The following is a 13,570-nucleotide window of genomic DNA, read 5'->3' as shown; positions in this document are numbered from 1 at the left end:
ATCATGGACGCCTTGTTCGAACAAGGTATACGGGTGGATTCCGGCTTGACCCCATTAAACAGTTTTGAAAACCGCGTCTACCAGTTTCAGGACGAGGATCGTAAACGTTATGTGGTTAAGTTTTATCGCCCCTATCGTTGGTCACCTGAGCAAATAGAAGAAGAGCATCAGTTTGCGCTTGAGTTACAATCTGATGAGGTTCCGGTTGCGGCCCCCTTGCATCTCAATGGCAACACCTTACTACGCCATAATGGCTTTATGTATGCTGTGTTCCCGAGTTTGGGGGGAAGGCAGTACGAAACGGATAACCTTGATCAGATGGAATGGGTTGGCCGTTATCTTGGCCGTATCCATCAAACAGGGCGTCGTAAGCCATTTTCTGCGCGCCCTGATATGGGCTTAAATGAATACTTATTTGAGCCGCGTGAAATATTTGAGCGGACGCATTTGATTCCATCAGCCCTGAAGAAGAGTTTTCTCAACGCCACCGATGCGTTAATAGCAGAAATTCAACTTCATTGGCATACCGATTTTCAGCCATTACGACTACATGGTGATTGCCATCCAGGGAATATTCTCTGGCGCGATGGTCCTTTGTTTGTCGATCTGGATGATGCCCGAAATGGCCCGGCAGTTCAGGATATCTGGATGCTTCTCAATGGTGACAAAGCCGAACAGAGAATGCAGCTAGAAATGATTGTCGAGGCATATGAAGAGTTTGCCTCATTTGATTCAGACGAAATTGCACTCATAGAACCTTTACGAGCAATGCGTATGGTTTATTATCTCGCGTGGATAATTCGGCGCTGGGATGACCCTGCTTTCCCCAGAAATTTTCCCTGGATTACAGACGAAGATTACTGGCGGGGACAAACTGCGACTTTTAAAGAGCAGGTACGGGTTCTACGTGAACCACCACTAACATTAACGCCAATGTATTAATCAGTATTTATTCAGGAGAGATTCAATGATGAAAAAGATTTGGCTGGCGCTGGCGGGGATGATCCTGGCATTCAGCGTCTCTGCTGCACAGTTTAAAGATGGAAATGAGTTTATCACTTTAGAAAAACCTGTCGCCGGTGAGCCGCAAGTTTTAGAGTTTTTCTCCTTCTATTGCCCACACTGCTATCAGTTTGAAGAAGTTCTTCATGTCTCTGATAATGTGAAGAAAAAGCTGCCAGAAGGCACTAAGATGACAAAGTACCATGTTGAGTTCCTGGGCCCATTGGGCAAGGATTTAACTCAGGCATGGGCTGTTGCACTGGCATTGGGCGTGGAAGACAAAATTACCGCTCCAATGTTTGAAGCTGTGCAGAAAACACAGACTATCCAAAATGTTGCTGATATCCGCCAGGTATTCATCACTGCTGGCGTTAAACCAGAAGAGTACGATGCTGCCTGGAACAGTTTTGTTGTGAAATCATTGGTTGCTCAGCAAGAGAAAGCTGCGGCAGATCTGCAACTGCAAGGCGTTCCCGCTATGTTTGTAAACGGAAAGTATCAGTTGAATCCACAAGGCATGGACACCAGCAATATGGACATGTTTATTCAGCAATATGCTGAAGTCGCCAAGTTCCTGGTTGAAAAGAAATAACAAAGAAAGCCGGTCATTGACCGGCTTTCTTCTATTGTTTGATGTTTGTCAGTAGTTGATCTTTCTCATGCCACAACGCATTCAACCATTGCTGGAAGCGACGTTTAAAAGCTTTGTCATTCACATAATCGCCATGCAGATCCTCTGCAATTGGCACCAGCGACACCCTCACCACAATTCGCGTCATCTTCCCGCTTAACATGTCATAAAATGGGCTTTGTGCATTTTCAGGATAACAAATCGTCACATTCAGCAGCTTATCGAACTGTTTCCCCAACACGTTGAGAGCCATTGCAATTCCAGCTGCTTTAGGTGGAAGCAGGTTTTGAAAAGCCGAGCGAGTCTGTAAACGCTTCTCTTTAGTGAATCTCGACCCTTCGACAAAATTCACTATTGTCGTTGGGTGAGAGCGAAATTTTTCGCAAGAGCGGCGAGTGGTTTCCACATCTTTGCCGCGTTGCTCTGGGTGACGCAATAAATACCCTCGCGAGTAACGTTTCATGAAAGGCATATCCAAAGCCCAACAAGCCAAACCCATAAATGGCACCCAGGCGAGCTGTTGCTTTAAAAAGTACTTATTCATTGGGATATGTTTGCGAAACAGGACGCACAAAATGACGATGTCCGCCCAGCTTCGGTGATTACAAATTAGTAGGTACCAGTTTTTTTGGCTGAGATCGTCGAGCCCTTCAACGTCCCACTTTAGATGTGGATTTAGCCTGAGCAAAAAAGCCAATCCTTCACACCAGCAGTACATCATGAAATCAGCAAATACCGAGATTGAGCGCCAGATGATGGGAACGGGTAAGAGTAGCTTGATGATGCCAGCAATAATAATAGGTACTGAGCAGGCTACAGTGACCACGATAGTAAGAGCGACACTCAGAATCAAAGTTATCGCGGCGAATAATCTCGACATAAATAAGTTTTTCAGTTGGTTAGAGAGTGTCTGGTGCTGGAAGAAGAATAATAGGGCTGAATTTTATCAGAAGTTTATCAGCATGGATGACACTAAAACTGCTCAATAAAAAACATACATACCATAGGCTTTGAATAATTTCGGTCTATTACATAATTTATTTTTATATCCACATTTATCGATTACGCACAAAATGTCTTCTCAGTGAATGCCTTAAATGTAGTGCATTGAAAAATAATGACATTTAACCGAAAGATAATTTCTTTCGAACTTAACAATCAATTGCTTAAAAAACTATGCACAAACTTATCCACAATGTTGATCTTGAGGCAGATCTCGAAGATCAACAAAACTTTTCACCTTATCTTCCTCAAAAGTTCATGTTTTCAGCCAGGCTATGGCATCCTTTAGCTATAAACTAAAACCAGTCACGGAACGGAACATTATGGTTCAGATCGCGCAAAATCCACTTATCCTCGTTGATGGCTCCTCTTATCTCTATCGTGCCTATCACGCCTTCCCACCGCTGACTAATAGCAAGGGTGAACCGACCGGGGCAATGTACGGCGTGCTGAACATGCTGCGTAGTTTGCTGTTGCAGTACCAGCCGACTCATGCCGCAGTAGTGTTTGATGCCAAAGGTAAAACCTTCCGTGACGAGTTGTTTGAACACTATAAATCTCATCGTCCGCCTATGCCTGACGATCTGCGAGCACAAATCGAACCTCTGCATGCAATGGTAAAAGCCATGGGATTACCACTACTGGCGGTTTCTGGCGTGGAAGCTGACGACGTTATTGGTACGCTTGCACTTGAGGCGGAACGTGTGGGCCGTCCGGTACTTATCAGTACTGGCGATAAAGATATGGCGCAACTGGTTACACCGAGTGTGACGCTTATCAACACCATGACTAACACCATCCTTGGCCCAGATGAAGTTCGCACTAAATATGGTGTGCCTCCTGAACTGATTATCGATTTCCTGGCCTTAATGGGCGACTCGTCGGATAACATTCCTGGTGTTCCGGGCGTTGGCGAGAAAACAGCACAGGCACTACTCCAGGGTTTAGGTGGTCTGGATACGCTGTACGCTAATCCAGAGAAAATCGCAGAACTGACGTTCCGTGGTGCGAAAACTATGGCGGCGAAGCTTGAGCAAAGCAAAGACCTGGCTTACCTCTCCTATAAACTGGCCACCATCAAAACAGATGTGGAACTTGAGCTGGGCTGCGAGCAATTAGAAGTGCAGCAACCGGCGGATGAAGAGCTTCTGGATCTGTTCAAACAATACGAATTCAAACGCTGGATTACCGACGTTGAAGCAGGCAAGTGGATGCAGGTTAAGGGCGCGAAACCGGCTGCACAATCGCCAAAAACCGTCGAGATTGAAGCTGACGTTGAGCCGGAAGAGCCAGCTAATGTGCTTTCTTATGACAACTACGTCACTATTCTTGACGAAACCGTGCTGGAAGAGTGGATTACCCGTCTGAAAAAAGCGCCAGTCGTCGCCTTTGATACCGAAACCGATAGCCTGGATAACATCAGTGCGAACCTGGTTGGTCTGTCATTTGCCACTGAACCGGGTGTTGCGTGCTACATCCCTGTCGCACATGACTATTTAGACGCTCCGGTACAAATTCCTCGTGAGCGTGCGCTCGAACTTCTGAAGCCATTACTTGAAGATGAAAGCGTGCTTAAAGTTGGCCAGAACCTGAAGTATGACCGTGGCATCATGCAGAACTACGATATCGAACTTCGTGGAATTGCGTTCGATACCATGCTTGAATCCTACATTCTTGATAGCGTTGCAGGCCGCCACGATATGGACAGCCTGTCCGCTCGTTGGCTGAAACACACCACCATCACCTTCGAAGAGATTGCTGGCAAGGGCAAAAAGCAACTGACCTTTAACCAAATAGATCTGGAGCAGGCCGGGCGTTATGCCGCAGAAGATGCAGACGTGACTTTACAGCTGCATTTGAAAATGTGGCCGAAGCTTGAAAAGCGTGAAGGGCCATTAAGCATCTTTAAAAATATCGAAATGCCACTGGTGCCCGTGTTGTCACGTATTGAACGCAACGGTGTGAAGATCGACCCGGCTGTGCTGCATACCCATTCTGAGCAACTGACAAAACGCCTCGCAGAGCTGGAAATCACAGCTCACGAAATTGCAGGCGAAGCATTTAATCTCTCTTCACCGAAGCAGCTGCAAACCATTCTTTTTGAAAAACAGGGTATTAAACCACTCAAGAAAACCCCTGGCGGCGCCCCGTCAACTTCTGAAGAAGTGCTGGAAGAACTGGCTCTGGATTACCCGCTGCCTAAAGTTATCCTTGAACACCGTGGCCTGGCGAAGCTGAAATCGACTTATACCGATAAGCTGCCGTTAATGATTAACCCGAAAACGGGCCGCGTACATACTTCCTATCATCAGGCTGTGGCTGCGACCGGGCGTTTGTCTTCGACCGAACCGAATCTGCAAAACATTCCGGTACGAAATGAAGAAGGGCGTCGCATTCGCCAGGCCTTTATTGCACCAAAAGATTATCTGATCGTTTCTGCCGACTACTCGCAAATCGAACTGCGCATCATGGCGCATTTGTCTCGTGATAAGGGCTTACTGACTGCATTTGCCGAAGGCAAAGATATTCACCGTGCGACAGCCGCTGAAGTATTTGGTATTCCGTTGGATAGTGTTTCTGGTGAGCAACGCCGCAGCGCTAAAGCGATTAACTTCGGTCTGATTTACGGCATGAGCGCATTTGGTTTGTCACGCCAGCTCAATATCCCGCGTAAAGAGTCGCAGAAATACATGGATCTCTACTTTGAACGCTATCCTGGTGTGCTGGAATACATGGAACGCACCCGCAAGCAGGCGAAAGAGCAGGGTTATGTCGAAACTCTGGATGGACGCCGCCTGTATTTACCGGACATCAATTCTAGTAATGCGGCTCGTCGTGCTGGTGCTGAACGTGCGGCTATCAATGCCCCGATGCAGGGAACGGCGGCTGATATCATCAAACGCGCGATGATTGCTGTCGATGCCTGGCTTGAAACAGAGAAGCCACGCGTAAAAATGATCATGCAGGTACACGATGAACTGGTCTTTGAAGTTCATCAGGATGATTTGGAAGCTGTATCGAAGAAAGTCCACGAACTGATGGAAGGCAGCATGAAACTGGATGTGCCGCTATTGGTGGAAGTTGGCAGTGGCGCAAATTGGGATGAAGCGCACTAATTTGCAGCTGGTTATGTAACTAAAGAACATAAGTCATAGCTTTTTGTGATGGTGCTTCAAGATTGAAGTGTAAAGGGTGAAAAAAAACTACAAAAAGTACTTTTTCATCCTAATAAAAAGGAGTAGAGTTATTCGCGTAGGGTACAGAGGTAAGATGTTCTATCTTTCAGACCTTTTACTTCACGTAATCGGATTTGGCTGAATATTTTAGCCGCCCCAGTCAGTAATGACTGGGGCGTTTTTTATTGGGCGCGAGTCAGGAAAGAAAGGAAAAGCACGGGCGAACCCATGCCTATTTTTATTCGCCAGTTGCTTCGTCGTCTTCTTCTTCTACGTCGTCTTCTTCAGTTGCTGGTGGAATATCGTTGTACCAGCCATCAAGCTTATGACGCAGTACATCGACACCAATTTTCTTCAGCGACGAAAACGCTTCTACCTGAATATCACCGTTAAAGTCCACAACCGCTTCACGCACCATATTTAACTGCGCTTTACGAGCGCCAGATGCCAGCTTGTCGGCCTTGGTTAACAGCAGCATGACTGGAATGTTGCTCGCAACGGCCCAGTGAATCATTTGCTGATCAAGGTCTTTAAGCGGATGACGGATATCCATCAGCACCACTAGGCCTTTCAGGCTATTACGCTTTTGCAGGTATTCACCAAGCGCGCGCTGCCATTTCAGTTTTACTTCTTCCGGTACTTCGGCGTAGCCATAGCCCGGTAAATCCACCACACGTAAGCCTTCAGCCACTTCAAACAAGTTGATGAGCTGAGTACGGCCAGGTGTTTTACTGGTACGAGCCAGTGCTTTCTGATTAGTCAGCGTATTTAATGCGCTGGATTTCCCTGCGTTAGAGCGGCCTGCGAAAGCAACCTCAATACCAGTATCAGAAGGTAAATGGCGAATATCCGGTGCGCTAAGCACGAAGTGGGTCAGTTGATAATTCCAGTTTTTCAAAACGGTTGTCTCCCTCAGGATGAGCATTGTGGGGGATTATACCTGAACGTGGCGAAAACGCCGTGTTTCTCAGCAAGGCTTACAGGATTACAGAGATACGCCTGCAGTTTGTAAGACATTGACCATTCATACTGGCAGACAACGCAGCGTTGATAAATACAGACATTATTAAAATACTCTATAAAACAGCACATTAAGCCGATATTGATTGATTGTATCAATGCCTTAACACAAATACCTACCTTGTAGAACCAGGCGCTCAGAGTAAAGTAAGCGGCACAGGCAAAGGAGAGCCACAAAGGATAGCAACTCAGGATGAGGGTTCAGGATCGTCAGGATGGCGAAGAACCAGGGAAGTGCCAGGAGGCAACGTCTGGAGACGTTTAAAAGGGACAAGGATTTACACGGAAGTTGTTTGCAAAGGATAGACAGGGCGTCGAGTGCGAACAGGGATTGTGTGACCAGATAACGGTCCAGAGACAAGAAAAAGGCGACAGGTTAACCTGCCGCCTTTTTTCTTTGCTTGCTTTCTGCTAGATTCCGCCGCAATTCTATACTGAATAAAAATGGCTCAAGATAATTTATTATGAAGCAACAAAACTCAGCAGCACCTGGTTCCAAGCCTTCAAAAGCACGTCGTAAAACGCGTGAAGAGATCGATCGTGAAGCACGTGACCGTAAACGTGATAAAAAACACAGCGGGCATGCAGCGGGTAGCCGTGCAACTGGCGGTGTTCAAGCGAAAAGTGGAAGTGGCAGCAGTCAGGCTAAAGATCCGCGCATTGGCAGTAAAAAACCAATCGCCCTGGGTGTAACTGAAGTCCAGGTCAAAAAACCTAAACAGCACAAACCTAAAATCGAGAAACCTATGCTCACACCACAGGCTGAACTGGATTTGCTGGAAAATGATGAGCGCCTGGACGCGCTGCTGGAACGTCTTGAAGAAGGTGAAACGCTTAATGCAGAAGAGCAGGCGTGGGTTAACGCTAAGCTTGATCGTATTGATGCGCTAATGGCAGAACTCGGCATCGCCTATGAAGATGACGAAGATGAAGAAGAAAAAGAGAAGGGCGATGATTTGATGCGCCTGCTCAAAGGCACTGATTAACGGTCTTTCGCAATGGAATTACCTGTTCTTATCGTGGTTATTCCTCTGGTGTGTTATCTGCTGTGGTTATTCGTTAAACTACGGCGGTTGTCGCGATTGCAAAAATCGTTGCGCCGTCAACGAATGCGGCATCACCGGAGGAAGTAAGCATGTCTGAGCAGTTAATCGATTGGGATCTGGCCCTGATCCAGAAATATAATTATTCAGGGCCACGTTATACCTCTTATCCCACCGCGCTGGAGTTCTCAGAAGGCTTCGGTGAGGCGGCATTTCTTGAAGCGGTGGCTCGTTATCCTGAGCGCCCGCTTTCGCTGTACGTTCATATCCCGTTCTGCCATAAACTTTGCTACTTCTGCGGCTGCAATAAAATTGTGACCCGCCAGACGCATAAGGCTGATCAATACCTTGATGCGCTTGAACAAGAGATAGCCCATCGTGCACCGCTCTTTAAAGGCCGTCACGTCAGTCAGTTGCATTGGGGCGGTGGTACACCAACTTACCTCAGTAAAGCGCAGATAAGCCGTCTGATGGGGCTTCTACGGGGTCATTTCAATTTCGATGAAGATGCTGAGCTGTCCATTGAAATCGATCCGCGTGAAATCGAACTCGATGTGCTGGACCATTTGCGCCAGGAAGGGTTTACCCGCCTGAGCATGGGCGTGCAGGATTTCAACAAAGAAGTGCAGCGCCTGGTTAACCGTGAGCAAGACGAAGAGTTTATCTTCGCGCTGATTCAGCGAGCGCGAGAACTTGGCTTCACCTCGACCAATATTGACTTGATCTACGGCCTGCCAAAGCAGACGCCAGAAAGCTTTGCCTTCACGCTCAAGCGTGTTGCAGAACTTAGTCCTCACCGTTTAAGCGTTTTTAACTACGCGCACTTGCCGACGTTGTTTGCAGCACAGCGCAAAATTAAAGACGAAGACTTACCGAGCGCCCAGCAAAAACTCGACATTCTGCAAGAAACCATCGGTTCGCTGACCCATGCGGGATATCAGTTTATTGGCATGGACCACTTTGCGCGGCCAGATGACGAACTGGCGATTGCTCAACGCGAAGGGAAACTGCACCGTAACTTCCAGGGCTACACCACTCAGGGTGATACCGACCTGCTGGGAATGGGCGTTTCTGCCATCAGCATGATTGGCGACTGCTACGCGCAGAACCAGAAAGAGCTTAAAACCTATTATCAGCAGGTTGATCAGCAGGGCGATGCGCTGTGGCGCGGCCTGGCACTCACCCGCGATGACTGCATCCGTCGTGATGTTATCAAAGCATTGATTTGTAATTTCCAGCTTAAATTTGCCGAAATTGAACAGCTTTGGGATTTAGATTTTGCAGAGTACTTTGCCGAGGATCTGAAATTACTGGCACCATTGGCGAAAGATGGGCTGGTGGATGTTGATGGTAAACACATTCAGGTGACAGCTAAAGGTCGTCTGCTAATCCGTAATATCTGCATGTGCTTTGATACTTACTTGCGCCAGAAGGCACGCCTCCAGCAGTTCTCGCGCGTGATATAAAACTAAAGGCGGCTTGTACGCCGCCTTTTTGTTATTCCATCCCCAACTCTTTCAACTTACGCGTCAGGGTATTGCGCCCCCAGCCAAGTAAACGAGCCGCTTCCTGCTTGTGGCCTTGCGTATGCCGCAGTGCCGTCGTTAGCAGTGTGCGTTCCATTTCTGGCTGAGCTTCAGAGAGTAAATTCTGATGACCGGAACGTAATGCGCGATCTGCCCATTGCGCCAGTAAAGTTGCCCAACTGTCGGATTGAGAATGTGCCGGGCTATCGGGAATGGTTGTCTCGAACAACTCGGCAGGCAAGTCCTGAATCAATACTTCCTGGCCTGCCGCCATGACCGTTAACCAGCGACAGGTATTTTCCAGTTGGCGCACGTTTCCAGGCCAGGCCAAACGCGTTAATGCTGTTTCGGTTTCGGGATGAAGCTGCTTGGCTTCCACACCTAACTCTTTTGCAGCATCTTGCAAGAAATGACGAGTCAGACGCGGAATATCTTCGCGGCGTTCGCGCAGGGGTGGCAAATGCACGCGAATTACGTTCAGGCGATGGAATAAATCCTCACGGAATTTCCCTTCCTGCACGCGTAACTCAAGGTTCTGGTGCGTTGCGGCAATAATTCGCACATCAACTTTTACCGGCGCATAACCGCCAACACGATAAAACTGTCCGTCAGCCAACACGCGCAGCAAACGAGTTTGCACGTCCAGCGGCATATCGCCGATTTCATCGAGGAACAGTGTGCCGCCGTCAGCCTGCTCGAAACGGCCTTGCCGAATTTGATTAGCGCCGGTAAAAGCCCCTTTCTCATGGCCAAACAGCTCAGACTCAATCAAATCCTTTGGGATGGCAGCCATATTCAGCGCAATAAAAGGGGATTTCACCCGTGGGCTGTGGCGATGCAAGGCATGGGCGACTAACTCTTTACCCGTACCGGATTCACCGTTAATCAGCACACTTATTGATGACCGGGAGAGGCGGCCAATGATCCTGAACACATCCTGCATCGCAGGCGCTTCACCAATAATATCGGTGGTTGGCCCATTAACCTGCACATTGCGCGGTTGCTGCTGTTCCTGATAGTGGCTGATGGCGCGTTCAACCAGAGCCACCGCTTCATCAATATCAAAGGGTTTAGGCAGGTAATCAAAAGCACCCTGCTGATAGGCACTCACGGCCGCCTCAAGGTCTGAATGAGCGGTCATTATGATGACCGGCAACATCGGGTGGCGTTGTTTAATCTGCTTTAGCAGCGCCAGGCCATCCATGCCGGGCATGCGAATATCAGATAACAAAACGTCCGGGGTTTTGGTTGCAAGAGCATTCAGGACTTCAGTGCCACTTTCAAATGTGGTGCAGCTTAAACCAGCCCCTGTTAGTGCGCGTTCCAACACCCAACGGATGGAGCTATCGTCATCAACGATCCAAACTATCCCTCGTTGCATAAAGACCTCTACTTACGAATGGGCAGGTAAACCGAAAACTCGGTATGACCTGGCCAACTGTTAAATTCGATTTTTCCCGAATGCTGATCGATCAAGTTGCGTGCAATAGAAAGACCCAATCCTGTCCCTCCTTCACGGCCACTCACCATTGGGTAGAATAGTGTGTCCTGCAGATGGGCCGGAATACCCGGACCGTTGTCTTCAACATCAATTCGTGCAGCCAGTCGGTAACGAGTACCGTGCAGCGTAATTTGAAAGGCGGTACGCGTGCGTAACACAATCTCACCACCATCGCTGCCGAGCGCCTGAAGCGCGTTGCGCACAATATTCAATAAAATCTGTTCAATTTGGTCTGGGTCGTGCGCTAACTCAGGCAAACTTGGGTCGTAATCTCTTACCAGCGACACGTTGGCAGGTAATTCCATCGACACCAGTTTCATCACCCGTTCGGTGACTTTATGAATACTTTCAGTAACGTGCATGCCAGGTTGCTGCGGGCCTAACAGCCTGTCGACCAGATTACGTAAACGATCAGCCTGCTCAATAATCACCTTGGTGTATTCAGTGAGCGAAGGATCGGGTAAGGCTTTTGCCAGTAATTGCGCAGCACCACGTAACCCACCAAGTGGATTTTTAATCTCATGAGCCAGCCCACGTACTAAGTCACGAGCGGCAATTTGCTGTGCCTGCTGTAACTGTTCCTGACTTAAACGTCGTTGGTTATCCATCGGCGCCATTTCCATCAGGATGAAACCTTCTGGTAAACGTTGTGCTGTCAGGGAAAGAATGTGGGAGCGGCTATCGATAACCAGCGTGACTTCGTTATCGGTAAAACCCTGGCCGGAGGTCAGGCTTTCCTGCATCAAGCCAATATTTAGTGAAAAGTAACTCAACAGCTCTGGTAACGGTGTGCCGTACAGCTTGCGTGAACTTTGCGCCAAAAGTTGCTGTGCCGCCGGATTGGCGTAATGCACCGCCAGTTCGTCATCGACCAGTAAAATGCTATTGATTAAAGAATTCAGGATCTGCCCAGCATCGGGCAGCGTGCCGGTTGCCATACAGCAGTCTCCGATAATTTGCACTGTGATGGTGCATTATAGTTTCCTGGCAGCAAAAGATATTGTTGCAGCAGATTATTTGTGGAGAAAAAAGCCCATCCTGAGATGGGCTAAAAGTTTCCACGGCAACTAAAAATCTTCTGAGACTGATGACAAACCACTTCGTAGGTCGGATAAGCGCAGCCCTACAACACCTGTTTAGTGAATTTTGTCAGCAATCTGCTCAACGTCATTAAACGCTGTAATACAGTTCAAACTCGACTGGGTGCGGAGTCATACGCACGCGGTCGTTTTCTTCGATACGCAGCGCGATGTAAGCATCGATAGCTTCATCAGTGAACACGCCGCCCGCAGTCAGGAACTCGCGGTCTTCGTTCAGGCAGTTCAGTGCTTCTTCCAGAGAGCCTGCAACTTGTGGGATCTCTTTTGCTTCTTCTGGAGGCAAGTCGTACAGGTTTTTGTCCATTGCTTCGCCCGGATGGATTTTGTTCTTGATACCATCAAGACCAGCCATCAGCAGTGCTGCGAAGCACAGGTACGGGTTAGCCGCTGGGTCCGGGAAGCGCACTTCGATACGACGTGCTTTCGGAGACGCAACTACTGGGATACGGATTGAAGCGGAACGGTTAGCTGCAGAGTAAGCCAGCATAACTGGAGCTTCGTAACCCGGGACCAGACGCTTGTAGGAGTTGGTGGTTGGGTTAGCCAGGGCGTTGATGGCTTTAGCGTGTTTGATAACACCGCCGATGTAGTACAGCGCTTGCTCAGACAGGCCAGCATATTTGTCACCAGCGAACAGGTTTACACCGTTCTTAGCCAGGGACATATGGCAGTGCATACCAGAACCGTTATCGCCAAACATTGGTTTTGGCATAAAGGTCGCTGTTTTGCCGTAAGCATGAGCAACGTTGTGAACCACATATTTGTAGATCTGAATCTCATCTGCTTTTTTAGTCATGGTGTTGAAGCGGGTAGCCACTTCGTTCTGACCAGCAGTTGCTACTTCGTGGTGGTGAGCTTCAACAACCAGGCCCATTTGCTCCATAGTCAGACACATTGCAGAACGCAGGTCTTGTGCGGAGTCAACCGGAGGAACTGGGAAGTAACCGCCTTTAACAGCAGGACGGTGGCCTTTGTTGCCGCCTTCGTATTTGGTGCCGCTGTTCCATGCGCCTTCGATATCATCGATAGCCACGTGAGAACCGGAGATGGAGCTACCGAAACGAACGTCGTCGAACAAGAAGAACTCTGGTTCTGGCCCGAACAGTACGGTATCGGCGATGCCAGTAGAACGCAGGTAGTCTTCAGCACGCTTGGAAATGGAGCGTGGATCGCGGTCATAACCCTGCATGGTGCCAGGCTCAAGAATGTCGCAACGAATGATCAGCGTAGAATCAGCGAAGAATGGGTCAATAACAGCGGTAGATGCATCTGGCATCAGAACCATGTCGGATTCATTGATGCCTTTCCAGCCACCAATTGAAGAACCATCAAACATTTTGCCTTCTTCGAAGAAGTCAGCAGTAACCTGATGAGCAGGGATAGTGACGTGCTGTTCTTTACCTTTGGTGTCAGTGAAGCGCAAATCTACAAACTTCACTTCGTGTTCATTCAGCATCGTCAAAACGTGTTCAGCGGACATACTTAACTCTCCCGGATTGGTCATTGTCGTCGTGGTAACGAGGTGTTCAATACTTTCTTCGTTTGGCTATTCGCCCTAAAATGTTTAAA

The 13,570-nt window shown here is 48.3% G+C and carries 12 protein-coding genes; 7 read left to right on the top strand and 5 right to left on the bottom strand.

The window, feature by feature from the left end; all coding sequences use genetic code 11:
- On the top strand, nt 1-942 hold a 942-nt coding region (locus MES37_RS12095; protein ID WP_237931501.1), incomplete at its 5' end, for a serine/threonine protein kinase.
- A gap of 28 nt (nt 943-970) precedes the next feature.
- The gene (gene dsbA, locus MES37_RS12090) at nt 971-1,594 is read left to right on the top strand and encodes a thiol:disulfide interchange protein DsbA (protein WP_237931505.1); all 624 of its coding nucleotides are present in this window, start codon (nt 971-973) and stop codon (nt 1,592-1,594) included.
- A gap of 31 nt (nt 1,595-1,625) precedes the next feature.
- On the opposite strand, the gene MES37_RS12085 is transcribed toward dsbA, so the two are convergent.
- Nucleotides 1,626-2,459, bottom strand: coding sequence for an acyltransferase (locus MES37_RS12085; RefSeq protein ID WP_237931503.1), 834 nt, complete (start codon nt 2,457-2,459; stop codon nt 1,626-1,628).
- Between MES37_RS12085 and MES37_RS24865 the strand changes: the two genes are divergently transcribed.
- From MES37_RS24865 to MES37_RS24940, 3 genes are all read left to right on the top strand, one after another.
- Nucleotides 2,353-2,622 (top strand): hypothetical protein, encoded by a 270-nt coding sequence (locus MES37_RS24865; RefSeq protein ID WP_232887166.1) that lies wholly within the window; start codon nt 2,353-2,355, stop codon nt 2,620-2,622. The genes MES37_RS12085 and MES37_RS24865 overlap by 107 nt on opposite strands.
- A gap of 336 nt (nt 2,623-2,958) precedes the next feature.
- Complete coding sequence (gene polA, locus MES37_RS12075; protein ID WP_133523072.1) at nt 2,959-5,751, top strand: DNA polymerase I; 2,793 nt, start codon at nt 2,959-2,961, stop codon at nt 5,749-5,751.
- 154 nt (nt 5,752-5,905) lie between these two features.
- Nucleotides 5,906-5,953 carry a spot 42 RNA, inhibition of DNA synthesis gene (locus tag MES37_RS24940; protein ID WP_071892919.1) on the top strand — a complete coding sequence of 16 codons (48 nt, stop codon included), beginning with the start codon at nt 5,906-5,908 and terminating at the stop codon, nt 5,951-5,953.
- Nucleotides 5,954-6,049: 96 nt separating this feature from the next.
- Here MES37_RS24940 and yihA read toward each other — a convergent pair whose 3' ends face one another.
- Entirely contained in the window at nt 6,050-6,709 is a 660-nt protein-coding gene (yihA, locus tag MES37_RS12070; RefSeq protein ID WP_064541921.1) for a ribosome biogenesis GTP-binding protein YihA/YsxC, read from the bottom strand.
- A 586-nt stretch (nt 6,710-7,295) separates the two neighbouring features.
- Here yihA and yihI point away from each other — a divergent pair.
- Both yihI and hemN read left to right on the top strand, forming a co-directional pair.
- Nucleotides 7,296-7,817 carry a Der GTPase-activating protein YihI gene (yihI, locus tag MES37_RS12065; protein ID WP_064541882.1) on the top strand — a complete coding sequence of 174 codons (522 nt, stop codon included), beginning with the start codon at nt 7,296-7,298 and terminating at the stop codon, nt 7,815-7,817.
- A 149-nt stretch (nt 7,818-7,966) separates the two neighbouring features.
- Nucleotides 7,967-9,340, top strand: coding sequence for an oxygen-independent coproporphyrinogen III oxidase (gene hemN / locus MES37_RS12060; RefSeq protein ID WP_064541879.1), 1,374 nt, complete (start codon nt 7,967-7,969; stop codon nt 9,338-9,340).
- A 31-nt stretch (nt 9,341-9,371) separates the two neighbouring features.
- On the opposite strand, the gene glnG is transcribed toward hemN, so the two are convergent.
- From glnG to glnA, 3 genes are all read right to left on the bottom strand, one after another.
- Complete coding sequence (gene glnG / locus MES37_RS12055; protein ID WP_064541876.1) at nt 9,372-10,781, bottom strand: nitrogen regulation protein NR(I); 1,410 nt, start codon at nt 10,779-10,781, stop codon at nt 9,372-9,374.
- An 8-nt stretch (nt 10,782-10,789) separates the two neighbouring features.
- Nucleotides 10,790-11,839 (bottom strand): nitrogen regulation protein NR(II), encoded by a 1,050-nt coding sequence (glnL, locus tag MES37_RS12050; protein WP_064541874.1) that lies wholly within the window; start codon nt 11,837-11,839, stop codon nt 10,790-10,792.
- Nucleotides 11,840-12,071: 232 nt separating this feature from the next.
- Nucleotides 12,072-13,481 carry a glutamate--ammonia ligase gene (gene glnA / locus MES37_RS12045; protein ID WP_064541871.1) on the bottom strand — a complete coding sequence of 470 codons (1,410 nt, stop codon included), beginning with the start codon at nt 13,479-13,481 and terminating at the stop codon, nt 12,072-12,074.
- Nucleotides 13,482-13,570: the final 89 nt, after the last annotated feature.

This window comes from Buttiauxella sp. S19-1 (genome assembly GCF_022134725.1).
Lineage (GTDB): Bacteria > Pseudomonadota > Gammaproteobacteria > Enterobacterales > Enterobacteriaceae > Buttiauxella > Buttiauxella ferragutiae.
This window is presented reverse-complemented; position numbering and strand designations above follow the sequence as displayed.

Bases quoted from the DNA above. Each gene is read 5' to 3' on its own strand.
- dsbA (WP_237931505.1), top strand. From the start codon at position 971: ATGAAAAAGATTTGGCTGGCGCTGGCGGGGATGATCCTGGCATTCAGC.
- MES37_RS24865 (WP_232887166.1), top strand. From the start codon at position 2,353: ATGAAATCAGCAAATACCGAGATTGAGCGCCAGATGATGGGAACGGGT.
- polA (WP_133523072.1), top strand. From the start codon at position 2,959: ATGGTTCAGATCGCGCAAAATCCACTTATCCTCGTTGATGGCTCCTCT.
- yihI (WP_064541882.1), top strand. From the start codon at position 7,296: ATGAAGCAACAAAACTCAGCAGCACCTGGTTCCAAGCCTTCAAAAGCA.
- hemN (WP_064541879.1), top strand. From the start codon at position 7,967: ATGTCTGAGCAGTTAATCGATTGGGATCTGGCCCTGATCCAGAAATAT.
- glnG (WP_064541876.1), bottom strand. From the start codon at position 10,781: ATGCAACGAGGGATAGTTTGGATCGTTGATGACGATAGCTCCATCCGT.
- glnL (WP_064541874.1), bottom strand. From the start codon at position 11,839: ATGGCAACCGGCACGCTGCCCGATGCTGGGCAGATCCTGAATTCTTTA.
- glnA (WP_064541871.1), bottom strand. From the start codon at position 13,481: ATGTCCGCTGAACACGTTTTGACGATGCTGAATGAACACGAAGTGAAG.